The sequence below is a fragment of the Paenibacillus sp. EB106-06-01-XG199 genome, assembly GCF_058791575.1.
Window position 1 is genome coordinate 225,465 of record NZ_JBYTDQ010000006.1, and the last position, 22,795, is coordinate 248,259.

The window sequence follows — 22,795 nt, forward strand, 5'->3', positions numbered from 1 at the left end:
ATAACATACCGTTCGATATGTAAAGGGGTGCATTATGGCTAGGCTTCGCGAATTTAATGAGGAAAAGGCACTGGATGCAGCTATGCAGCTATTTTGGGAAAAGGGGTTCGAAGCGACCTCATTAAGCGATTTAACATCCGCTATGGGCATTCAGCGGCCAAGCATCTATTCGGCCTTTGGAGATAAAAAAGGACTATTTGAGGCAGCTTTGCGGAAATACACAAGTGCCCACGCTTCTGATGTTCGTGCCAGCCTTCAAAAGAATGTAACGGTTAGAGAGGCGTTCCGTGATTTTTTTGATGCTCTGGTGGCAAAAGAATATGGAAATGGTGCGAATTGGGGGTGTTTTTGCATCAATTCAATGGTGGAGCTTGCACCTCATGATGAGAAGTTTGAAATCCTGACGAGGGAGCACCAGATGTATCTTTCGGTAATATTTCAGGAAACGATTGAACGGGGTTTGCGTTCAGGCGAGCTGAATGCCTCTATTAACGCCAAAAGTTTGGCACAGACACTGGTCGTGTCACTGATAGGACTCACGGTAATGCTGAAATCCCGTCCTGAACGGTCATTCGCCGATAATTTTGTGAAGGAGATCCTTACATTGCTCAAATAATCATCTGGTCCGCAGCGCATCCCTACAGGGGAGGATTCTCAAGCCCTGCTGTTTCTTTTGAACCCGTTTGGAAATAATGGGGGGGAGGAGGATTGAAGATGAACTATGTAGAAATTCTAATGCGGACCATTCTCGCAGTGGGACTGCTGCTGCTCATTCCCCGAATCTTAGGGAAGCAGACCCTTTCGAGCATGACGTCGAACGATTTCGTGACCAGCATTACGCTGGGCTCCCTGGCGGCCAACCTGGCCTTCAATATTAGCCTGAAATCCTCATATCTTGTCCTGTCTCTGGTTGTTATTACAGCCATCTCGTTCCTGCTCTCCTTCATTGCGCTCAAAAGCCGCAGCCTGCGCAGCTGGATCTCCGGCTCCCCCACCGTGCTGATCGAGGACGGCAAAATCATGGAGGCCAACATGCGTAAGATCCACTATACGCTGGATTCGCTGGACCAGGCGCTGAGAGAGAAGGATATTTTTAATATCGAAGAGGTCGAATATGCGGTACTTGAGGATAACGGACAGGTCTCTGTTCTGAAGAAGGAAGCATATCAGTTCGTCACGAAGCAGGATCTGGGGCTGGCGCTGCAATCGCAGGTTTTTCCCGTGGAGCTGATTATGGATGGCGTGCTGGTGGAGGACAATCTGAAGCGGAACGGGCTGACCCGGGAGTGGCTGGAGAATGAGCTGAGGCAGAAGCGGAAAGGGAAGTCGCTGGCCGATGTGTTCTATGCGGTAAGAGGCACGCAGCAGCAGGTGGTGTTCGATTTCTATGAGGACGGGATACAGCAGCCGCTGGATCAGGAATAATCTCCTTCAGAAAAGCCATCAGCTTGTTCCATTCATCAGAGTGTGCTCATATGGAAGTATTTTGCATAACTTTTTTATTGGCTTTTGAAATTATGACTGCTATATTTGAAAATACTATGTTAGAGAGGGTAAGCAGCTGAGGTGTCGGCATAAAAGGATGAGAGGCGGAATTACATGCAACAAGTATTAGAGGGTATCAGTCTAACAAACGATTTTTTATGGTCTAAGCTTCTGATTGTTCTTCTTATTGGTTGTGGTTTTTATTTCACCATTCGATCGAGATTTGTACAATTGGGCATGTTCAAGGAAATGTTTGTTGTTCTAAAAGAGTCTAATGTTAAATCTAAAGACAGCATCTCATCGTTCCAGGCATTCTGTATCAGCATGGCAGCCAGGGTGGGGACAGGCAATATAACAGGAATTGCAATTGCAATTGCCTTAGGTGGGCCGGGCGCTGTCTTCTGGATGTGGGTTATTGCGATTATTGGTTCAGCATCCAGCTTTATTGAGAGTACTTTAGCACAGGTGTATAAAGTTAGAGATAAGACGGGATTTCGTGGGGGGCCTGCTTATTATATGGAGCAAGGCTTGAAGAAACGTTGGATGGGATCTTTATTTGCCGTGCTGATCACGTTGTCTTTCGGCCTCGTCTTTAACGCGGTCCAGTCCAATACGATTACCGTTGCTTTTGAAAATTCATTCGGCACCAATCGTTTTATTGTGGGGCTTCTAATGGCTGTTGCGTTTGCAAGTATTATCTTTGGCGGCATCAAACGTATTGCCAAATTGTCCGAGTATATTGTAGTCTTTATGGCCGTGATTTACATCGCTGTTGCCTTATGCATTGTGCTGATTAACATTACCAAAATGCCGGAGGTTCTGGCGCTTATTGTGAAGGGTGCATTCGGATTTGAGCAAGTCATAGGAGGGTCTCTTGGGGCGGTGATTCTGCAAGGGGTGAAGCGTGGTTTGTTCTCGAACGAAGCGGGAATGGGAAGTGCGCCGAATGCTGCAGCAACGGCAACGACAAGTCATCCCGTAAAACAAGGACTTATGCAAGCGTTCGGTGTGCTTACAGATACGTTGCTTATTTGTTCGAGCACCGCCTTCATTATTTTGCTATCCGATGCGTATAAGCAGCCTGGGCTGGATGGCATCAAGCTTACGCAAGCTGCACTAAGCGAGCATATCGGTTCTTGGGCATCTGGTTCTCTGGCTATCATGGTGTTCTTATTTGCGTTCAGCACGTTAATTGGAAATTATTATTACGGAGAAACGAATATAGAGTTCTTAAACTCAAAGAAATCAGTAGTCATATTCTACAGATACAGTGTTTTGGCCATGATTATATTCGGTTCGGTTGCCAAGGTTCAACTGGTATGGGATTTGGCTGACTTATTTATGGGGCTCATGGTGGTAGTTAATTTGATTGCCATCCTTCTCCTATCCAAAGTAGCCTTTGCTGCCCTTCATGATTACAAGCGGCAGAAACAGGCTGGGAAAAACCCGGTCTTTGTTAAAGATAGTATTAAAGGCCTGGATCACATTGAATGTTGGGAGAACACGTCAGGTATGGAAGGGTAATAGATGGTTAAAGCCCAGGGCTCCGGTAACGGAGCCTTTGTGTTATTGGGCATTAATAGCCAAGCAGGTTACAGCACGTTTATTACCAGCATTACCACGCGTAAACCCCATTCACATCCAAAAACTCTCCGTTATGGCGTTTGCCATCCGTGGCATAGCCCACAATAATGGACGCCCCAGCTTCTTTGGATTTCCCGCCTTCCGCATTACCATTCAGATCCGTCTTCGTGAAGCCGGGGGTTACTGCGAATACCTGAGCTTTGCTGTGTTGGAGTTCTATGGCCATGGCTACAGTCATCGCATTGTTTGCGGTTTTGGAGGAATTGTAGTCAAACGCATTCAGTGCGTATTCCGAATTCTGCATGAAGTGCAGTGACGCCATATCGGTGGAGACATTCACAATCGTTCCTTCATTCTCTTTAATTATGGAAAAAAGCCGTTGGTTCAAGCGGAAGGTGCCGAAGAAATTCACCTCAAAAGCGCTCCGCAAATGCTCCTCCCGGGTATCGCTGAATGAACCGGAGAACGCCCCCGGCATGCCGGCATTGTTAATGATAAGCGTCAGATCAGAATAATCGCTGCGAATCGTATCGGCTGCCTGCTCAATACTTTCGAGATTCGTCATGTCAATGGGTAAGAACTCCACATCCAGCCCTTGGCTGGTTAATTTAGAAGCTGCGTCCTTCCCCCGTTCGATGCTGCGTGCGCCAAGCAATATCCTCCATCCGGCTTCACCAAGCTGTCTTGCGATTTCAAAGCCGATCCCTTTATTGGCACCTGTTACAAAAGCGGTTTTTGTCATCTTCATCCTTCTTTCTGCAAGATATGATCTATCAACAATTTGTAGCTTACTATGCTACACTAAGTGTAGGTCAACACTAAAAGTCAGGAAGTGAGCAAAAATTTTCACCATTGGACAGGTTGCCAAAAAAGTAGGGATAAATATTGGAGCGATTCGCTTTTATGAACGAAAAGGTCTTCTGGAGCCCGTGGTCCGCAACGAGCAAAACAATCGCTTGTACACCGACAACGAGATTGATTGGCTGCTATTTCTGAAATGTCTGCGGGAAACGGGAATGAGTGTCGAGGAGATCAAAAAGTACTACGATATGGTCAAAGCCGGAACATCTACCTTGCCGGAGAGAACCAAACTCATCCAGGACCAGAAGCAAGCCCTTTTGGACGATATTGAAAAGAAAAAAGCTCAACTCATTCACTTGGAGCATAAGCTGGAGCGCTATTATCGCGGGGAGAATTATTAGTATTCTGAGTAAGATGTAAAATGTTAATCTCCATATCAAACCACGACACAGCTGTCCGATTTCCCCTCCTATAATAAACGTATCTTGAAATGATAAGGAGACGAGCACAGGTATGGGCGAGATCGTTAGGCATGATGTGAATGAGGAGTATGCATTCTCGTGATTGGTGGAGGCGGGGGACGTTATGTTTCTCAGCTTCTGTGTAGGCAATGTGGAGGATATCCGGGTGATTATGGATGATTTGCAGGACAATCCCAAAGGAAAGAATGATTAAAGGATGAGAGAGCGGCCCCTAGGCAATCGGAAGATTATTCGGGAGTAACTTTTACCTTTCATGAAAATATATGTTATCGCGTAGGGAATATCTAAGCATTGAGGGAATTATTTGGCATTTAGAAGTTGAATATATTGAATCGACATTTTTATTATTGAATTTTGGAAATACATATATACTTGTATTATTAAATGTCGAGGGTGATTTTGGTGGCTGTGAAAAAAAGTGAGGATATATTAAATAAACCAGAAATCGATGATTTAGTACGTGCAGTTGAAGAAGCAACCAGAGCGACTGTAATGAGTACTACAAGATTCATAGAACCAGCAGGGAGTACTTTGAGCAGGGCTATGTCAAAACGAAATCATATTGTATTTGGACGTAGGGGATCAGGTAAGACTAGTTTGCTTTTAAAGGCCAAACGAGACTTATCTCTAAAAAGAACACCTGTTGCTTTTGTCGATATGGAACAGTTTAAGAGTCATAGTTACCCAGATGTTTTAATTAGTGTATTAATAGCTACTCTCGAATCTTTTAAGGAGTGGGTTCAAGAAGTTGGTTTGAATTCTACGAATAAAATTTCATGGTGGAAGAAAGTTTTTGGAGCACAGCCTGAGCGATCTCCTCTAAATAAAACGAAAAGTGGACAATTAGTAATAAATTTAAATCAACAAATTGAAAATCTGAATACTATTTTACATTCCGAAGATGAGGCGGACCTTAGTTATAAATGGTCATCTGGTGACTCGGTAGAAGCTGAAAATACCGGAGAACTTGGGGTGGAGTTAAAAGGGATTAAAGCGGGTGTAAACTCAAAAGAAACAAGAAAAAATGATTCTAATATAGAAGTAACTGAAGCTTCTCGTCGATCTAAGGTCAATTATTTGCATAGACATATGCTTGACTTTCGAAAATTATTTAAAGAGATTTCAGATTTAGCTGGTACTGATGCATTTTTGATGTTAGATGATTTATATCATATAAGAAGATCTGATCAAGCAAATGTACTTGATTATTTTCATAGAGCAACAAAAGGAAATCAGGTATGGTTAAAGGCTGGGACGATTCGTCACCGCACAGACTGGTATCTTCATAGTGATCCGCCTAAGGGTTTAAAACTTGGTGATGATGCAGATGAAATTGATCTGGACATTACTCTTGAAAAATTCTCAATTGCAAGAACTTTTTTATCAAGCGTATTACAGGAAATAGCTGAAGAGGCAGGCTCGCAAAACCCTCGAATCATTATGGCAGAAAGTGCCATGGATCGATTGGTACTTGCGAGTGGCGGGGTAGCAAGAGATTTTCTAACTATTTTTCGTAGATCAGTAGAGGTAGCAAGGGAAAGAGGTGGAGGGTTTAGAGGACCTAAAATAGGAGCTGAGGATGTCAACCGTGCTGCTGGTGAGCATGACTCTTCAAAAAGAGAAGAATTAAAAAGGGATACGAACGATGAAAGAGAGAGACTTGAAAAACTTTTTGAAAATGTAAGAGAGTTTTGTTTTAATACGGGTACAAATTGTTTTTTGGTAGAACGTGATTGGAATCAAGATGGAGCGAAAGATATAGAGGAGTTAGTTGATCTTCGACTTATTCATCGAATAAATCCAAGGGTTACTGTTCGAGATAGAGCTGGAAAACTTTATATTGCTTACATGCTAGATTTAAGTCAATATACAGGCGACCGTAAACGTCGTGGATTAAATATGATCTCCTTTTGGTCAAAGGATGGTTCAGATCAGTTAAGAAAAGCTAGTCTGATTTTTGCTGAGAGACCTGTATCTGGAAAATAATCTAAAGGCACCTAACAGGTGCCTTTTTACATACAGTTAGACTGCCAAATAGATTAAATAACTTAACGTTATACTCTTCAACTTCGTTGGATAGTGTCGGTATATGCATTCTAAGCTTTGTTTCTACTATGCCTGGTCAAGATATTCATTATCTGATCCCCAGAGCAGCAATAACTTCCCGATTAATCTTAGTGAGTGCTGCTATTTCCTCTGTACTTCTATCACTGATCAAAGTCATATGTTCATCTAAAGCCTTACGGCGGTCAGCTTCATCCTCAAAACGAAAAATTTCTACAGCCGGAACTTGGAAGGCGGCTATTATTTTCTCCAGAGTTTCCAAAGAAATGTTCCGGTCTCCCCGTTCTACTCCACCTATGTAACTGTAATGAAGCGATGCTGCTTCGGCCAGTTGTTCTTGGGTCCATCCTTTTGCCTTTCTGAGCTCTCGTATCCGATTTCCTACACTTTCTGGTAAATTCATGTCATCACCTCCACTTAAGGTTAGAAGAGGTACACTGACCATTACAGATCATCAAGTGCAAACTTATTATTTGATTAATTGTACTTAAAAGTACTATTTATATTGACCAAATATAAAATCGGCTATACAATTAACTGAAAATGGATAAAAAGGAGGCCCCAACCGTGCGCCCTTCCATTCTGAAATCACTGAAGCCGGATATTATAGTTGAAATGCTGGAGATGGCTTATCGCTTCGAGGATTGGGACAAGATGCTGAATACGGCGGGTATTCTGTACAGCTATGCGCAGTGCATCTATGAGGAACGGCAGTATCACAAGGCTAAGAAGCTTCCGGTACCGATTCTGGATACAGAGCGTCCGCTGGTCTATTATTTCGGGTTCAGTCACCTGATGCGGGGCATCGTTTGCCAGAAGCAGGGGAAGTATGATGAGGCCAGAGAATCCATATACCGCTATGCCGAGCTGGGCTGGATGGAGGATTTGGGGGAGGAAGGGCGGGAGATTGCCGAGGAGTTCCGGGTTCTGGCTCGTGCCAACTTATACATCGTGGAGATTCTGTCCGGCAAGACGGAATTGCTGGAGGGGTATGCGCGATTCTTGCAGGATAATCCCGAGGAGCTACTGCCAGGGCTTGGGACTGTTTTGCAGGCTGCGGTCCAGTATGGGTTTGATGTGGATGATCTGCTGCATACTTTCGCGGAACAGAGTGCCGGATTTGGGGAGTATGAGGATGCAGGCAATATCTCGCATTATTACAGCTATTGTTATCACTTGGCGTTATACCATAGGCGGGAAGACAGACTGCCAGAGGCGCTTGACTGGACTATGAATTGCCTGGAATTGGTTGACCGTTCAAACGGATGAGCAGATTAAGCGCTATCAGGATATTACAACACTCGGAACAATTGATAACCACCTCCATAAACTACAAAACCAAAGAACCTCCCACCATTAGCACGATATTTACTTAAATTTGTCATAGAGGATAAAGGATAGACTCTGGTTCAATGAGGTGGCGTGTGGTATATAGTAGAGGGACATTTTCCAAGGTAGAGGAGCGAACAGGGAATGATTGCATTGATCTTGGCTGCGGGGTATGCGACCCGTCTCTATCCGTTAACCAGGGATACGCCGAAGCCGCTGCTGCCGGTTCAAGGAAACCGTACAATTCTGGATCTGCTGATTGACCGTCTGGAGGTACTGGAGGAGATTACGGAGATTCTGATTGTGACGAATGACCGCTTCTTTCATGCTTTTGAGCAGTGGCATCAGCAGTACAGGGGGCCGAAGCCGATTCGTATTCTGAATGACGGAACCTCTTCTCCAGAGGGACGGTTAGGAGCGATTGGCGATATCCAGTTTGTCATCGGGCGGGAACAGCTGCAGGAGGATTTGCTGGTGCTGGCGGGCGACAACGTGCTCGGCTTTGGGCTTGAGGGGTATCTGAATTATTTTCATAAAGTCGATAAAGACTGCATTCTGGTCCGGACAGTGGACGATATTGAGGAACTGCAGAGTGTTGGCGTGGCAGAGCTGGATGCACAGCGGCGTGTCCTTTCTTTAGAAGAAAAGCCGCAGTCACCCAAGACGAACATTGGCGTATTTGCTCTCTATATCTACAAGCGATCTACATTGCCGTTATTCTCCCGTTATCTTGCCGAAGGTGGCAACCCGGATGCGCCGAGTTATTTTCCCGAGTGGCTGCATTCCCACCAAGAGATGCGGGCCTACTATACGGAGGGCACGATTGATGATGTGGGCACCCCGGAAGCTTATGCGCAGATGCAGGCTAGACTGGGGAATGCCCAATAGGAACAAGGTTAATCTTCAAGCTGTAAGCAGTTCATCCTGTAGGGGATGGACTGCTTTTTTCATATGCCCAGCATGGGCGTCAGCTCTTGGGGAGAAGTCCCGATCGGGGGCTTACTGCTTATCGCGGATTAACTTTTACCTGCGAGCCTTTGCCGCTGGTTTGGATACCGCTTTCCTTCAATCCGGCTTCCTTCAAATCGCCCAGCAGCCGCTCCAGCACAGCCTTGGCTGCTGCCGCCTCCTTCGCTCCGTTCGCCTTCACGACTAGCTGCACCGGCTTGCCGGAGCGCAGATGCTTGTCTGCCTGGCGCAGCTTGGTATCGTAGTCATGCTCTTCGATGTGAGCGGTGAATCGAAGCTCCTTGACCTTCCCGCCGCCGCTCTGGCCGGCGGCATGTCCAGCGCCCGCTTTGCGGGACGCGGCGTCCTTCTGCGCGGCCGCCTTTCCCTTGCCCTTAGCGATCAGGCTGCAGGGAGGGGGGCTGCTCATCAGCGAGGTGCAGACGAGGTCTGCACCGGCGGAGCGGGCCATTGCCAGCGCTTCCGCTCGTAATAACGTGCCGAACTTCTCCCCCTTGAGGCCGGTCAGCACCACCTCGGATGCTTTGATTTGCTCGTTGATGAATACGGCCATGGAAATGGGCCCTCCTTTGTAAACAATGTTAAATCTATTTTATACGAAATGAGGCTGCGGTTCACCTATGCGCTGAGGTTGATTTTATTATCCAAACGGTTAGAGTATAATTAATCACTTCTATGCGATTATCATCGATTCCATTTTTGAAATAGCAGAATAATGGGAGGGTAAACTATGGACAATCATTGGATGAACCAACTAACGCTTTGGCATGAGGCGGATGAATATCAACAAATCGTCGACAGCATTATGGAGGTTCCTGCACAAGACAGAGATTATGCGGTCATCGGCCAATTGGCGAGAGCGCTGAATAATCTGGAGCGATACGAAGAGGCGCTGGAACAGCTTTTGGCTATTGCCGGGCAGGGAGCGAATGATCCGTTATGGCATTTTCGTGCGGGGTATTCCTACTACTATTTGAAACAATATGAGGAAGCTGCCAGAGCCTTTAAAAAGGCCGACGAACTGGATCCCGGAGACCAGGATACGCTAATGCTATTCAATTGGAGTGTACGCGGTGCCGAGAAGCAGAAAAGGGAGCAGAAGCGTTTTGCGGCTGCACAAATGGCCAAGGAACAGAGCGGTGATAGCAACTCCTTTTAGCCAGCGGATTTCTCGGACTTTTGGGAGAACAGCGATTATGCTTTAAAAGAATATGTATCCGAGCCGCCGACGGAGGAGATGATTGCCTCAGTGGAGCAGGAGCTGGGTTACAAGCTGCCGGCCTCCTATATCGAACTGATGAAGCTGCAGAATGGGGGAATCCCGCAAAACACCTGTTTTCCTACCGGGGAAGCAACTTCATGGGCGGAAGACCATATTGCCATTTCAAGTATTATGGGAATCGGGCGGGAGAAAAGCTATTCACTGTGCGGAGATTTGGGCAGCCGCTTTATGATTGAAGAGTGGGGGTATCCGGACATTGGGGTGGTAATTTGCGACTGCCCATCTGCCGGCCATGATGTAGTAATGCTGGATTACCGTTTATGCGGCAGAGAAGGCGAACCTGCGGTTATTCATGTCGATCAGGAAGGCGATTATGAAATTACGTTTCTGGCCGGCAGCTTTGAGGCCTTTATCCGCGGATTGGTGAATGATGAGGAATATGATTATGATGTGTCTGAGGATGACAGGGATGATGGGCTTACTCAGGAGGCAATTGAAGGAGGAGACCAGTTGAAACCCTTTATTCTGGTAGAGCAGGACAACGGCGGCATGTCAGTCATCTTAAACGCAGGCTCTTATAAAGCCGAACTATTTCAGACACGGGAAGACGAGGGCTTCGAAGGGAGCGGTTATGACTGGGCTTCCCTGGCATCTGTCTTTCTGGAAGAGAAGATGCCCCAGCTCTCGGACAGCATCCATTTTGACCCCGAAGCGGATATGTTCTGCGCGTATTCCAGCAATAGAGAGGCTGTGCAGAGCTTTGCAGCGGGCTTCAAAGCAGCTTGTGAGGACGACGCTCTTATCCGTGACTTATTCTCCCGTGCAGAACTCGATTAGCTAAACTTATTATTAAGAAGGAATGAGAGCCGCTGCCAAGCGGCTTTTTTAAAAATATAAGAATTTATATGTTTCAAACGATAACTTGTCCTTCTATTTCTCGCTGAAACGGCTTTGCCGTCCTTAAAAAGGACGGCAAAGCCGTTTCCACTTGTTTATATCAGTTGAACCAGAGCGTCTTCAAACTGGGAGAGCTCTGGAGAAGCAGGGATTTAGTAATGAAAGCAGGGTCCCTAAAAGCCCGCAGCGGGTTCGTTTGCTCGTAAAGGACTCAGGAGGCGCTATGGAGAGTAAAACCCCTGTTTAATCTCTTTTGCGGACCCAGCCGACCTTATTTGCTCTGTATTCTTTCTAAAAACGGCCATCATGGAGAAATAACTGCGCTGGAGTCCGGTTTCCTACTATAAGAGGCTAAAAGCCCCAATTAAGTGCAACTCGGTCCGTTCGTGCTCAGAGCCAGAAATACACTTTCCGCATGCACACACACGCCTTCGGAAAAAGAGCGAAGTCTTTGAAACACCAAGACGGGGTCTTGGCGGGTGAAGGGGCCTGAATCCAAACATTCACCGCAGTTGCATATTATGCCGGATCGGTAAGTCTAAAGTTCAACTTATTTAGTTAAGAATTCTATACCTGCTTAGTTTTGCCAGCTAGTTGCGCTTTTTGCTGCTGCATTCCGCAAGATGTTTGTGGGATGACGAAGGGTGCTTTTCGGTGTAAAACCTAAAAATATGAATTATGATTAGTCCATAAGAAAAATAATACGGCCCAAAAGTTACATAAGACGGCGAGGAGAGATGAATGGTGCTTGGACTATCCTTCGGGAACGGGATCACGCTGATACACTTCGAACAGCAGAAACCCAGGTTGTTCACTGCCGGTGATCATCTGGATTGCAGGTATATCAGAGCCTTCTTCAAAAGACAAGGCATGACGGCGACTCAATATATCGAACCTAATCTATCTAACATATATGATACAACTGCAGATATTGCTGCATTGGGGAATGAAATCATTGCACTTCATGTAACACCGTCAAACTACCGGTTATGTAAGCGGTTGACCTCCACCCTTAAGGAGCAGGAGGGGCGGAACCGGGTCATTTGGTTTGGTAATCTGGCAGCGGTTATCGGTGAGGAAGTGTTCGGGGAAACAGAAGTGGACGGTTTAGTAAGGTGGAGTCCTGAACGGACGCTCTCCCGGCTGGTGAATACAGAGGTAGAGGGCTGGTCTGCTGTGAATGGATTTACATCCCGGGCCATGGTTGGCAGAAAGCCTGGTGGAGATTCGCTGGCCCTTCCCGCGGAGGAGGAAGCCGCGGCTGCAGCAGGCGTCATGGAGCTGGATGAGCTGACCGGGGTATGGGAGGACATGTCAGACCGGAGGGTGGCGATGCTGTCAGTGAAATGTGCGGATCAGCTCGGCAATCCTCATCATGTTGCCCAAGGGATACGGAGGCATTCTCCGGAGCGGCTGCAGCGTGATCTGGAGCTTGCGGTCCGGACATCCAGACAGACGGCACCCGTCATTACTATTGAGGGATTCGACCTGATCCGGGATGAGGCGCAGAGAGAGCAGATTCTGGAGGTTCTGGAGGAAGCGGAGTTCAAGGCCGGATATAAGCTGACTGTTCCGCTGGAAGCCTGTACATATTCAATGCTTGAGCGATTTAAACAGTGTGGGGTAGAACAACTCCAGATCAAGGTTCCCCTGGGCACCACGCCGGATGCCTTCCCGAAAGAAGAAGCAATTAATTATATGATATGGCAAAGGCAAACCAGTCAGCCGATGACCTTCTCCGTTACGCTTACCGATGACGGAAACCGGGAAGCAGACCCCAGCCTTACGGCGGAGCTGCTGCACAGATGGATCACTGAAGGAGTGATTGAGGCGGTATCTGTACGGGCAGAACCGATGGACCGGGCCAAAGCCATTCAGCCCGTCATTCTCCCGGAAGCCTTAGCCGCTGTAATGCTTGAGCATCTGACCACAGAGCAGCCTCCGTTCTTATTAAACGAGTATACGGCCTATATGACCGGATACTATCCGCAGCAGGCGATCGGCGGCGGGGTCAAGCATATCGGGCTCACAGAACCGCTAGAGGAAGAAGTGCCAAGTAACTATTTTGGGGAGTACACAGCCCTCAATAGCGCACTTATATACGAATATAACCAAGTATACAGGGGAGAAAACCCGAGTTATATCTATTATGATTCCGATGGGGTATGGAAGCGCAGCAACCGGAGATTTGAGGAATTGTCGGAGGCTGCTGACAAAGAAGAATACTATTTATCCAATGCTCATCAAGTGGTGCAGACGGAAGGAACTGAATATATTCTGCAGCTGAATGACTTTCTCCAGGTGGAGCCGATCCGCATCCGGCAAATGGGCTATTCAGAAGCGGCAACCAGGGAACGGGATAGGAACAACGTGGAGTTCCAGATGCTAAGGATAACATCCACTGAAGATCTGGAGGCCTATCTGGAGGATGTGGACCATTTCAGCCGAACAGGGACCTTCCGGCACGGATATGAAATCCAGTCGTATCTGGTGGATAGCTGCCGCTGGTCGGGAGCCCAGACTTGCACAGTGAAGCAGCTTCCGAGGCTGTTCGTAGACGGCAATCAGGCGGTATCCGGGTGCAGAGGCTGCGCCGCTATCGGCACTCTGGATGATTCTATGGATAGGTTGCTGCTGCAGACTGCGGTGGTCTCGGATCGGGAGCAGCTAGTAAGAGGCTGCGCGACTTGTGAAATCAACGCTTCCTGTACCAAATGCAGTTTCCTGCCCGCCTACATGAACCGCCAGCAATATTGTAATATCCGCAAGAAACATAACACAATGCACTTATATATGCAGACCATTGAAATGCTCAAAGGGCTTAACAAATATTCGCAGGCTTTAGACGGTCTTAGTGTGGACAACTTCCGGATGTCGCTGCCAACCTGCACACACAAATACCCCTATGAACGAAGAGGAAATGTCCGCTCGGCAGTCGCAGATACCGTACTTTTGTTCTTCATCGGGGAAACTCCGGCGGTCTACCAGACTAGCAGCCAGAAATTACTGAGGTTGAGCGAGCCCATGGCACTGCTGCTGGAAGGAATGATGGCGGGCGCCAATCGCTTTGAATTGAAGCAGGCCCTTAGGGACCGCTACCAGGTCGAAGAAGAACAAGCTGACCAAATCATATCCCAGGCTACAGACTTATTTATGCAGGAGGGATGCCTGAAACATCCTGTCGCAGTTTTGTGAACGTAGCTTGCCACCTCACAAGCCTACAGCCCTATGGCTGTAGGCTTTCATAAATCCGAAAATAACAGTTTCTTAGTTATACATACATGGACTAACAAGTATATAGAGACGGGCCTGCCGGGAATCGGATATGTTCTGCTCTGCCATTTAACCCGAATTTAATTGATGTAATGGAGGAAACAGCATGGGACTACAGATTAATGGATTAATGAAGCAATATGGGAACAACCGGGTCATTCACGATATTACCATTGATGCCCCTACCGGCAAGGCTTTTGGACTTCTGGGAGGAAACGGGGCAGGTAAAACAACGACCATCCGTTCCATCCTCGGATTAGTGGATTATGATGCGGGAGACATTCTGTGGGAAGGAATACCGATTCTCGGTAACCGTCCTAGCATTGGATATTTGCCGGAGGAACGGGGCCTCTATCCTAAGGAAAAGGTTAGTGAACAGCTGGTTTATTTCGCCAGACTGGAGGGCATGTCACGGCAGGCGGCTATAAAGGCCATGAAGCATTGGCTGGAGCGGCTCGGAGTCGCAGAGCATGAGCATAAGCGCGTAGAACAGCTGTCCAAAGGGAACCAGCAGAAGGTGCAGATTATCTCTGCCCTGCTGCATAACCCTGAGCTGATCATTCTCGATGAGCCATTCAGCGGCCTCGACCCCATTAACTCGGATATGCTTGCGATGATTGTGAAGGAGCAGTTGTCCCTGGGAAAGACCATGATTTTCTCCACCCATCAGATGGGGCATGTAGAACAGTTCTGCGAGGATATATGCATTCTTAGGCACGGAAGAATGATAGTATCGGGCAGCATAGCAGACATTAAACGCTCTTATGAGCGCTGCAACGTGCTGCTGCGCAGCGACGAGGATCTCAGCCGGCATCTGGTGGCAACACATCTTCAGCCGCTTACCGCGGATGCAAAGGAATGGCAGATGAAGGTGCGGGATGAGGATGAGGCCAATGAGCTATTGCTGCGCTTAACCCAGATGGGCATCCGGCTGCTGAAATTTGAGATTAAAGAGCCAACACTGCATGAGATATTTGTGGAAAAGGTAGGTGAAGTGTCATGAGGAATTTTGGTCTGGTATTTGCTTACTCCTTCAAGGAACGCTTGCGTTCCAAAGCCTTTACCTATTTAACACTGATTATGATCGTGGTTGTGGCTGCACTTGTACTGGTTCCAAAATTAACTCAGGATGACGGGAATTCCGCGAAGGGCGAAATTGATGTGCTGGATAGGACAGGAGCCATCCCGAACGCAGATAGTTTCAAGGAGAACGTATCACCCTCCTATGAGTGGCGGATGATCACCGAGAATGAAAGGGCCGGGGAGCTGAAGCGTCTGGAGGAGAAGAAATCACTTCTTGGGATTGTTCAGATTGAGAATCAAGGCAGCCAGCCGGTTCTTTCCTTAACCGTAAACAAGGCGGATGATGCTCCTTATATCCGTGAACTGAACAGCTACGTTCAGAATCAGTATACGATATTTCAAATTCACAAGCTGGGCCTGGGACAGGAGCAGCAGAAGCAGCTGACCTCAGCAGTTCAGATGCAAATACAGGAGATGGAGGCCGGAAGCAAATCTTTAACTGCCACGTATTGGCCGGTCTATATGATGACGTTCATGCTGTATCTTCTAATCTACATGTTCGGAAGCAATGTAGCGGTATCTGTATCCGTAGAGAAGGGCTCGCGGGTCAAGGAGATCCTGATTACGAAGGTTAAGCCGGTGCAGCTTCTTTTCGGCAAGGTGTTTGGCGTCGGCTTGGCAGGCATTCTGCAATTTGCCATTATTGTTGGCGCGGTTTACCTCATCCTGACGATGTCGGGTACGGGAGGGGTGCTGGAGCTGTTCGGCATGCCGGTGGATTTCTCCATTCTGGGCGGAACCACAATTATGCTGTTAACTCTCTTTTTCATTCTCGGTTATTTCTTCTTTGCTGCCTTGTTCGCGGCAACTGGATCGATGGTTAGCCGCAGCGAGGAAATCAACCAGGTGACGCTGCCTATCTCGATTTTGCTTATGGCAGGACTCATTGTTGCTATGTTAGCTATGCTGAACCCTGACGGCACACTGGCAGTGATAGGCTCATACATTCCTTTCTTTACCCCGTTCGTTATGTTCGCAAGAATTGGTGCCTCAGATCTGACAGCCTTGGAGATTGTAATTCCGACGCTGATCCTGTTCGTATCTACCCTGGCTGCTTGCTGGCTGTCGGCGAAGATTTATCAGGTGGGTGTCCTCCTGTATGGACAGAAGCTGAATCCTAAACTGCTCTACAAAGCTATAAAGGCCTTATAGAGGGGGGATGAGAATATGGGAAATGCAATGAAAACGGAGAAGCTTAAACCGGGCAAGGCACAGTGGAAAGAGCGCCCGATCCGTGCCGTGGAGGGCAAAAAGCTGCTTGGACAATGGGCAATGGTGACCGGCGCCGGAAGCGGGATAGGGGCGGAAATCGCTGAGCATTTTGCAGAGTCCGGCGCTTCTATAGTGCTCACGGAGCTGCCTGAATTTCTGGAGAATGCCGAGAATGAGGCTGAACGGCTACAGCGCCTATACGGTGTTGAGGTGCTGTGCAAGCCCCTTGACCTGCGCAGCGTGGAGGACATCAAGCGGTGTATACGTTCTATCGAAGAACAGGTGGAGAGCATCGATATTCTGATCAACAATGCAGGCGTGAACCTGCTGTCGCCTGCGCTGAGTCTGAGCGAGGAGCAATGGGATTTCGTCGTAGATATTAATCTCAAGGGTACGTTCTTCCTGACCAGAGAGGTCGCGAAGACGATGGTCCGCCATAAGCGGGGCTCCATCATTATGATAGCTTCCCATGACGGTGTAGTAGGCAGTGAGAACCATGCGCCCTACAGCGTTAGCAAGGCAGGACTGATTCATCTAACACGGTCCCTGGCTGCTGAATGGGCAAAACACGGGATTAGAGTCAATGCGGTGTCCCCAACCTTTGTCATTACCGAGTCCAATGAGCAGGAGATGGATGATCCTCAGTTCCGGCGTACGAACCTGCCGCGTATTCCGCTCCGCAAGTTTGCGGTACCGGAGGATATTGCGAATTCGGTACTGTTTCTCGCCACAGATTCCGCAAGCATGATCACCGGGCATAATCTGGTGGTCGATGGCGGTTGGACTGTAGTTTAACCTGTGGTTATCCTGGACGCTCTCAGCGCCTGATCTCTCCTCCATCCTTTTCAATCAGACTCCAGGACCAAATCTATTACGAGGATGTGTTAAGTATGCAGGTTAAATCTATGGATTGGCGGTCGGAGCATGAACTTGAGGAAGAGCGGCTGGCGCTGAAGTATCATTCCAATTCCAATGTGAATCCGCAGCTTGAGGTGCTGACCCGTTCGCGGATGAAAATGCTGAATCAACTGTTTGCCCAGAGGAATGTTGAGGTGAAGCCCGCAAAACGTTATTTCTCTTCTCCTTCCTTCGGACTGCAGAAGAGCGAGCTGGCAGAGCATCCGTTCATGATGAAATTGCTTGTCCATCTGCAGGAGCTTCAGGTCCAGTCCAGACCGTTTCTGGATTATGAACCTTTAAGAGAGCTGGGCGGGGCCAAGCTGAACGGTCCGGGGCTGTATATCTTTTCGAGAAGTCCGGTATCCGGCAGGCATGAGCTGTTCTACTGCAATCCGGCAGAAATGGTCGTTCAGCGAGTGAAGGAGACAGACCCCGGCGTTTGGAACCGGCTGTTCCATTCCGATCTGATCCAGGGAACGGCGGAGGCAGCCGTATTTGTAACGGCCAAAATCCAAAGCTCCATGAAGTTGTTCGGAGAACGGGGGTACCGGCTCAGCTTGCTGGAAGGCGGGCGGTTAACGGAGCGTTTATCACAGTGCACCCATAAATTCGGATGGAAATTCCAGCCTGTTGCCACTTTTTATGACCGGGCCGTTCAGGAGCTGCTAGAAATAGACGGGCATTCTGAAGTGGTGCTTTCCTGTCTGATTCTGGAGGAGGTGAAATAGATGTACCAATACAAATTTGTCAAAGTCGATTTAAAGGGAATCCTGCAAAGCAAGCCTGAGGAGGATTATCACGAACTTATTCATGAGCATGCCCGTGAGGGGTGGAAACTGTTTCAAATTTTCGCCCCGAATACCTATGGATTTGGAACTTCCGCCTTTTTGGAATTGATTTTTGAACGTTCGATCACTGACTATCACTGAAGCTTTGAGGCATATTCCTGAACCGGTAACCCGGTGTACGGGCTCGGCCGCATAATGGCCGGGTCCTTATTGTGCGACAGTGGAAGCAGGGCGGTTTTGACAAGAATACCCCATGTTATACCACTCAGAAGAAGGAAATACTAAGAGAATATAGAATACCCTTCTATTAGAGGAATCTGCTTGACGCGTGGCAACTTTGACGTACCCCATGATGCGTTTAGGAGACCGAAATTGATTGGGGGCTTCTGAGGATGGATGGCTGTGCAGAAATGATAGAGCTGGAAATCAGAGCGGGTTTGCGGTCGTTTTTTACCGTGCCGCATTTATTGGAGCAAGGAACAGCCTGTGTGGAAGAAAAACTGCGGGAATCACTGCTGTTCAGTAGAATGACAGTGCTTCATTACCGGGCGTTTGGCGGAAGCGGTAAGGCGATTTACCGGACCGCCGCCGCTGTGGAGCTGATGATCCTGAGTCTGGATATCATTGATGATCTGCAGGACAAGGATAACAAAGAAACGGTATGGAGCCGGATGAGTCCGGAAATCGCCCTGAATATTGCCCTTGGGCTGTTGACGCTTTCCCAGCAGATGCTGTTGACCAGCGATTTCCCGGAGGAGCGGGCAAGCGGTGCCGCGCGGCTGATGAATGAGCAGGTGCTCTCTGCCATTAATGGCCAAACAACAGATCTGCTGAACGATATTGAGAGCGAAGAGGAATACATAGAGATGGTAAGGCAGAAATCTGCCGGTCTGCTTGTGGCCGCCTGTATGATTGGAACACTGCTGGCAACCGGCGAAATCCATGAAGAGGTAAGGAAGTATGCGGAGGAGCTCGGAATAGCAGCTCAAATGAAAAATGATATCCGTGACCTGCTGAACTGGGACAACAAAAATGATTTCTGGAACCGCAAAAAAACACTGCCGACACTGTATCTGCTTCAGTCCATCCCGGAGGGAGAGGGCTGGATCACTGATTATTTTGAGGCACGCCTGGAATTGGAGGAGGTGGCACACCGCAAAGAAGAGATTGAGCGCATTATCGAGCAATCGGGAACGTTCCTGTATTCTTCTATCCGAATGAGAACCCACTATTATAATTATCTGGATTTAGTAGGCAAGCTTGGGCTTGCCCCCGTCTGGCAGGAACAGATGCTTGCGATGGCAGACTGAGTCAGAGGGTACCGTAAAGCCCGCTACAAACCGCCACAAATCACCGCAAAAGCCCGCAATCACACCGCAATTACATTTGCGGAAAGTACTAGTATGGTTGTCGTTTCCAGTTGGGACAACACCTGATATATTGAATTCAAGAGGAAGATCTCTTATAAACCGATTGGGGGAATGTTAAATGTTGAAGGAAATGGTTCAAAAGTTGATGGCAGATCCAAGTGCGTGGACTCGTGTACAGACTGGACAACTTCAATTGGCGGGAATGAGTGAAACTGAACATAGAGCATTTATTGACGTGCTGGGCAGCAAAGAGGGCAAAACTGAACCCCGCATGGCAATGTATTGGACTTAATCTAGCTTTATTTGGAGGAAACCGGATTGTCGAGAAGAATGAACGTTACCGCTTTCTCAGTCATTGTGATTATCCTTGCCGTCTACCTATCCCAGAGCATATTGCAGCATAGAATGATTGGGACTGATATCGAAAAGGATGGCCAGGGACGTTACGTGGCGGCAGATACACCTGTCGGTTACTGGGGATATGGAAAGATTCTTCCGGGCGATATTATAGAAGAAATTGATGGAAGATCCGCCTCTTCAGTTCAGTCTATTAAGAGATTTGATGTAATAGAAGGGGCTTCCACCATCACTTTGAACCGGAATCAGCCTGATGGCGGTCAGGAGAGAATCACACTTGTTGTAGCGAAGGGAATTGGATCTGAGAACCTGCTGCTGGAATTTATTTTGCCGTTATCCTCCGTGCTGTTATTCGCCGGATTCTCACTGTTTGTTTACAAGCGCAAGAAAAAAGACAAGGCGGCTATATATCTGATCCTGTTTTTCTTATCGACGGGTTTTGCCTACTTCAGCGCGGCTTCTTCGGGGCGAGCCGATATTCTAGGCAACATAATCTTCACTGCCACCTTCGTCCTAGTCCCGGTATTTTTCCTGCAGTTTCTCAACCGGTATTTGATACAGTATCAGGAGCCTCTGGTTCCTAGAAACTGGTTTATCGGTATCTATTGTATTGCGGGTGCGGTTGTCACCGTGCGGGTTATCACAATATTAACGGGTTACTACTTGCCTTTCTTTATAGAAGTATCACCCATTTTACCTCTCTTTATCTTAACAAATCTCTACACTATTTATAAATTGATTCAGAAATTTGTGGTACACCGCCGGGATTCACTGCGAAATTTATTTAAGCTGACCTTGCTGGGTCATTTGCTTGGATTTATGCCGTTTATCCTGTTATTTGGCGTGCCTAGCTTATTTGGTATAACTCTGCTTACTCCGCAGGTGGCCTCAATTTTTCTATTGGCAATTCCCGTAGTGTACTTGTATATGTTCACTACAAGACAGCTGTTTGATATTGACTTTGTTCTGAGCCGTTTTCTATACCATATTATTATTGCGTTTATCCCAACTTCGCTAATAACCACCTTCGGGATTCTGATTACCCAGCAGCACAATTATACGTGGGTTCGATGGGTACAGTTATTTCTGATGGTGTATTTTATTGTTACGATTCTGTTATTCAGCAAGGAGTATGCCGATTTTCGGTTCAGGCCAAGTTTTAACAAGAACCTGTACAGCTTCCAGGGAAGCCTGGACCGGTTCTCTACCCGTATTTCGCGGGTGATGAAGCGGGCCGACCTGGAGCGGTTGCTGGAGCAGGAAGTACTCTCTATATTACTGGTCAAGAAAGTGGCCTTTCTGGAGGTAAACCGAGAACTGGGTCCCCGGGGAAGCTCAAAGTCAGACTCCGGTTCAGTGCCTATCTCTGTAATTTCTGCCCTGCGGGATGCTGCTCATAAACTGGCCGTTGGGGAGACTATGGCCGTTCCTTCAGGATTATGCGTTGTTATGGGGCAGAAAGGCTCTACCTTTCACGTCCTCTGGCTGGCGGATAAGGAGAATCGTACCAAATATAATCTGGATGAATTGAGCTGGCTGAAAACCTTGGCTAATTACAGTGCCATCGTGTATGAGAATCTATATCTGATCGAAAACTTGATTGAAGATCTTGAACAGGAATTTCAGAAGCAAAAGGGAGCTTCACCGTGGGTGATGCGTCTGATCTTTAATCTCTCGGAGACGGAACGGCGCCGGCTGGCTGCCGACCTGCATGATTCGGCGCTGCAGGACCAGCTGATCTGGTACCGCAAGCTGGAAACGGTCATGCTCGACCATCAGATGCCGGAGGATATCTATCACGAGCTTGAGACTGTACGGGAAGGCCTGCTGGATGTTATCCACCAGATTCGCGAGACCTGCAATGAGATGAGACCGCCGCTGCTTAAGGAAATGGGCATTGTCGAAGCGCTCGGGCAATTGTTCGAGCAGGCTCAGATCCGTTCAAATTATGTGATCAATTTCCAGGTAACGGATCATATAACAGAATTAAGTGATGAACAGACATTGGCGCTGTTCCGCATCGTTCAGGAACTGCTGCGCAACGCCAATAAGCATGCCAAAGCTACAGTGGTTGAGATTGGACTTGAGCAACGGGAGTCGATCCGGCTGATGTATAAAGATAACGGGGTTGGGATGGAACTCGGCGAATTGAATGATTCCTACCAGCACATGGGTCTGTCAGGCATTAAGGAGAGAGTGCGCAGTCTGGAGGGCGAAATCTTCTTCCAATCGGTAGTCGGTGAAGGACTTGAGGTCTGCATCACACTGCCGCTGGAGTCAGCAAATATGACAAGAGAGGGTGGGGACGATTTAGATGATAAAAATCTTGCTGGTTGATGACCATCCTTCCGTGGGTGAAGGAACCAAAAATATGATTGAGCAGGACCCGGAGATGAAAGTCACGGTGATTCTCTCAGCGATGGAGGCACTGGAGCTGGTCAAGTCGGAGAGCTTCGATGTCATGCTGTTTGATCTGAATATGCCGGTAATCAGCGGTCTTGAGCTGACCAAGCGGATGATGAGCGTCCAGCCCGAGAGCCGGGTGTTAATCTATACAGGGTATGAGATCAGCCCGAACTTCAACTTGCTGATTGACTCCGGCGTATCTGGCTTCGTGAGCAAGACAGTTACCCGCGAGCAGCTCCTTAACGCGATCCGCTGCGTTCTCCGGGATGAGGCAATCATTCCGGTCTCCCTGCTGAGGCAGCTGCGGCGCAGGGATATCCGTCTCAATGAGTCCAAGGAAGAGAAGATGCTGGAGGAGGTATCCATTAACGAACGGGAGCAGGAGATACTGCAGGAAGTGTCCAACGGGAACAGCAACAAGGATATCGCTTCCAAGATGCTGATGAGCCAGCGGACGGTAGAATATAACCTGACGCGTATCTTTGAGAAGCTGGGCGTCCGTTCCCGCGCCGAGGCGGTAGTGGAAGCCCGGCGGCTGAAGCTGATCAATTTCAATGATTTTATGTAAGGAGA

General features: G+C 47.9%; 22 protein-coding genes. 19 read left to right on the forward strand and 3 right to left on the reverse strand.

Annotated features, from left to right (window positions below):
- Positions 1-34: 34 nt before the first annotated feature.
- The 3 genes from AC3WT9_RS22235 (at position 35) to AC3WT9_RS22245 (ending at position 3,009) form a co-directional block, all read left to right on the forward strand.
- Positions 35-616, forward strand: coding sequence for a TetR/AcrR family transcriptional regulator (locus tag AC3WT9_RS22235; RefSeq protein WP_341380178.1), 582 nt, complete (start codon positions 35-37; stop codon positions 614-616).
- A 98-nt stretch (positions 617-714) separates the two neighbouring features.
- Entirely contained in the window at positions 715-1,425 is a 711-nt protein-coding gene (locus tag AC3WT9_RS22240) for a DUF421 domain-containing protein (RefSeq protein WP_341097249.1), read from the forward strand.
- Between the two features lie 174 nt (positions 1,426-1,599).
- Positions 1,600-3,009, forward strand: coding sequence for an alanine/glycine:cation symporter family protein (locus AC3WT9_RS22245; RefSeq protein WP_341097248.1), 1,410 nt, complete (start codon positions 1,600-1,602; stop codon positions 3,007-3,009).
- A gap of 91 nt (positions 3,010-3,100) precedes the next feature.
- On the opposite strand, the gene AC3WT9_RS22250 is transcribed toward AC3WT9_RS22245, so the two are convergent.
- Positions 3,101-3,811 carry an SDR family NAD(P)-dependent oxidoreductase gene (locus AC3WT9_RS22250; RefSeq protein ID WP_341097247.1) on the reverse strand — a complete coding sequence of 237 codons (711 nt, stop codon included), beginning with the start codon at positions 3,809-3,811 and terminating at the stop codon, positions 3,101-3,103.
- Between the two features lie 109 nt (positions 3,812-3,920).
- Between AC3WT9_RS22250 and AC3WT9_RS22255 the strand changes: the two genes are divergently transcribed.
- Positions 3,921-4,271, forward strand: a complete 351-nt coding sequence (locus AC3WT9_RS22255; protein WP_492407967.1) for a MerR family transcriptional regulator — start codon at positions 3,921-3,923, stop codon at positions 4,269-4,271.
- A gap of 483 nt (positions 4,272-4,754) precedes the next feature.
- Positions 4,755-6,338, forward strand: a complete 1,584-nt coding sequence (locus AC3WT9_RS22260) for a hypothetical protein (RefSeq protein ID WP_341097244.1) — start codon at positions 4,755-4,757, stop codon at positions 6,336-6,338.
- Between the two features lie 148 nt (positions 6,339-6,486).
- Here the strand turns inward: AC3WT9_RS22260 and AC3WT9_RS22265 are convergent, their stop codons facing one another.
- Positions 6,487-6,819 (reverse strand): helix-turn-helix domain-containing protein, encoded by a 333-nt coding sequence (locus AC3WT9_RS22265; protein WP_341097243.1) that lies wholly within the window; start codon positions 6,817-6,819, stop codon positions 6,487-6,489.
- A 164-nt stretch (positions 6,820-6,983) separates the two neighbouring features.
- On the opposite strand from AC3WT9_RS22265, the gene AC3WT9_RS22270 reads away from it, so the two are divergent.
- A complete protein-coding gene (locus AC3WT9_RS22270; RefSeq protein ID WP_341380171.1) occupies positions 6,984-7,685 on the forward strand; it encodes a DNA-binding protein in 702 nt (233 codons plus the stop codon).
- 204 nt (positions 7,686-7,889) lie between these two features.
- On the forward strand, positions 7,890-8,633 hold the full coding sequence (locus tag AC3WT9_RS22275; RefSeq protein WP_341380169.1) for a sugar phosphate nucleotidyltransferase: 744 nt from the start codon (positions 7,890-7,892) through the stop codon (positions 8,631-8,633).
- A gap of 118 nt (positions 8,634-8,751) precedes the next feature.
- On the opposite strand, the gene infC is transcribed toward AC3WT9_RS22275, so the two are convergent.
- On the reverse strand, positions 8,752-9,267 hold the full coding sequence (gene infC, locus AC3WT9_RS22280; RefSeq protein ID WP_341380167.1) for a translation initiation factor IF-3: 516 nt from the start codon (positions 9,265-9,267) through the stop codon (positions 8,752-8,754).
- A gap of 177 nt (positions 9,268-9,444) precedes the next feature.
- Between infC and AC3WT9_RS22285 the strand changes: the two genes are divergently transcribed.
- From AC3WT9_RS22285 to AC3WT9_RS22340, 12 genes are all read left to right on the forward strand, one after another.
- Complete coding sequence (locus tag AC3WT9_RS22285) at positions 9,445-9,873, forward strand: tetratricopeptide repeat protein (RefSeq protein WP_492407951.1); 429 nt, start codon at positions 9,445-9,447, stop codon at positions 9,871-9,873.
- 78 nt (positions 9,874-9,951) lie between these two features.
- Positions 9,952-10,773: an Imm51 family immunity protein gene (locus AC3WT9_RS22290; RefSeq protein ID WP_492407952.1), complete on the forward strand. Its 822-nt coding sequence runs from the start codon at positions 9,952-9,954 to the stop codon at positions 10,771-10,773.
- Between the two features lie 801 nt (positions 10,774-11,574).
- The gene (locus AC3WT9_RS22295) at positions 11,575-14,028 is read left to right on the forward strand and encodes a hypothetical protein (protein ID WP_341380165.1); all 2,454 of its coding nucleotides are present in this window, start codon (positions 11,575-11,577) and stop codon (positions 14,026-14,028) included.
- A gap of 184 nt (positions 14,029-14,212) precedes the next feature.
- On the forward strand, positions 14,213-15,109 hold the full coding sequence (locus AC3WT9_RS22300; protein WP_341097232.1) for an ABC transporter ATP-binding protein: 897 nt from the start codon (positions 14,213-14,215) through the stop codon (positions 15,107-15,109).
- Positions 15,106-16,341: an ABC transporter permease gene (locus tag AC3WT9_RS22305; RefSeq protein WP_341380163.1), complete on the forward strand. Its 1,236-nt coding sequence runs from the start codon at positions 15,106-15,108 to the stop codon at positions 16,339-16,341. Before AC3WT9_RS22300 ends, AC3WT9_RS22305 begins: the two co-directional genes overlap by 4 nt.
- Before the next feature lie 15 nt (positions 16,342-16,356).
- Positions 16,357-17,196 (forward strand): SDR family NAD(P)-dependent oxidoreductase, encoded by an 840-nt coding sequence (locus AC3WT9_RS22310; protein WP_341097227.1) that lies wholly within the window; start codon positions 16,357-16,359, stop codon positions 17,194-17,196.
- Between the two features lie 95 nt (positions 17,197-17,291).
- Positions 17,292-18,029: a nitroreductase family protein gene (locus AC3WT9_RS22315; RefSeq protein ID WP_341380161.1), complete on the forward strand. Its 738-nt coding sequence runs from the start codon at positions 17,292-17,294 to the stop codon at positions 18,027-18,029.
- Positions 18,030-18,230, forward strand: a complete 201-nt coding sequence (locus tag AC3WT9_RS22320) for a DUF4177 domain-containing protein (RefSeq protein WP_341380159.1) — start codon at positions 18,030-18,032, stop codon at positions 18,228-18,230.
- A 251-nt stretch (positions 18,231-18,481) separates the two neighbouring features.
- A complete protein-coding gene (locus AC3WT9_RS22325) occupies positions 18,482-19,399 on the forward strand; it encodes a polyprenyl synthetase family protein (protein ID WP_341097221.1) in 918 nt (305 codons plus the stop codon).
- Between the two features lie 178 nt (positions 19,400-19,577).
- Positions 19,578-19,751 carry a competence pheromone ComX gene (gene comX / locus AC3WT9_RS22330; protein ID WP_341097219.1) on the forward strand — a complete coding sequence of 58 codons (174 nt, stop codon included), beginning with the start codon at positions 19,578-19,580 and terminating at the stop codon, positions 19,749-19,751.
- 26 nt (positions 19,752-19,777) lie between these two features.
- The gene (locus AC3WT9_RS22335) at positions 19,778-22,153 is read left to right on the forward strand and encodes a sensor histidine kinase (protein ID WP_341380158.1); all 2,376 of its coding nucleotides are present in this window, start codon (positions 19,778-19,780) and stop codon (positions 22,151-22,153) included.
- Positions 22,131-22,790, forward strand: a complete 660-nt coding sequence (locus AC3WT9_RS22340; RefSeq protein ID WP_076113545.1) for a response regulator transcription factor — start codon at positions 22,131-22,133, stop codon at positions 22,788-22,790. The genes AC3WT9_RS22335 and AC3WT9_RS22340 overlap by 23 nt, the downstream gene beginning before the upstream one ends.
- The last annotated feature ends 5 nt before the right edge of the window (positions 22,791-22,795 follow it).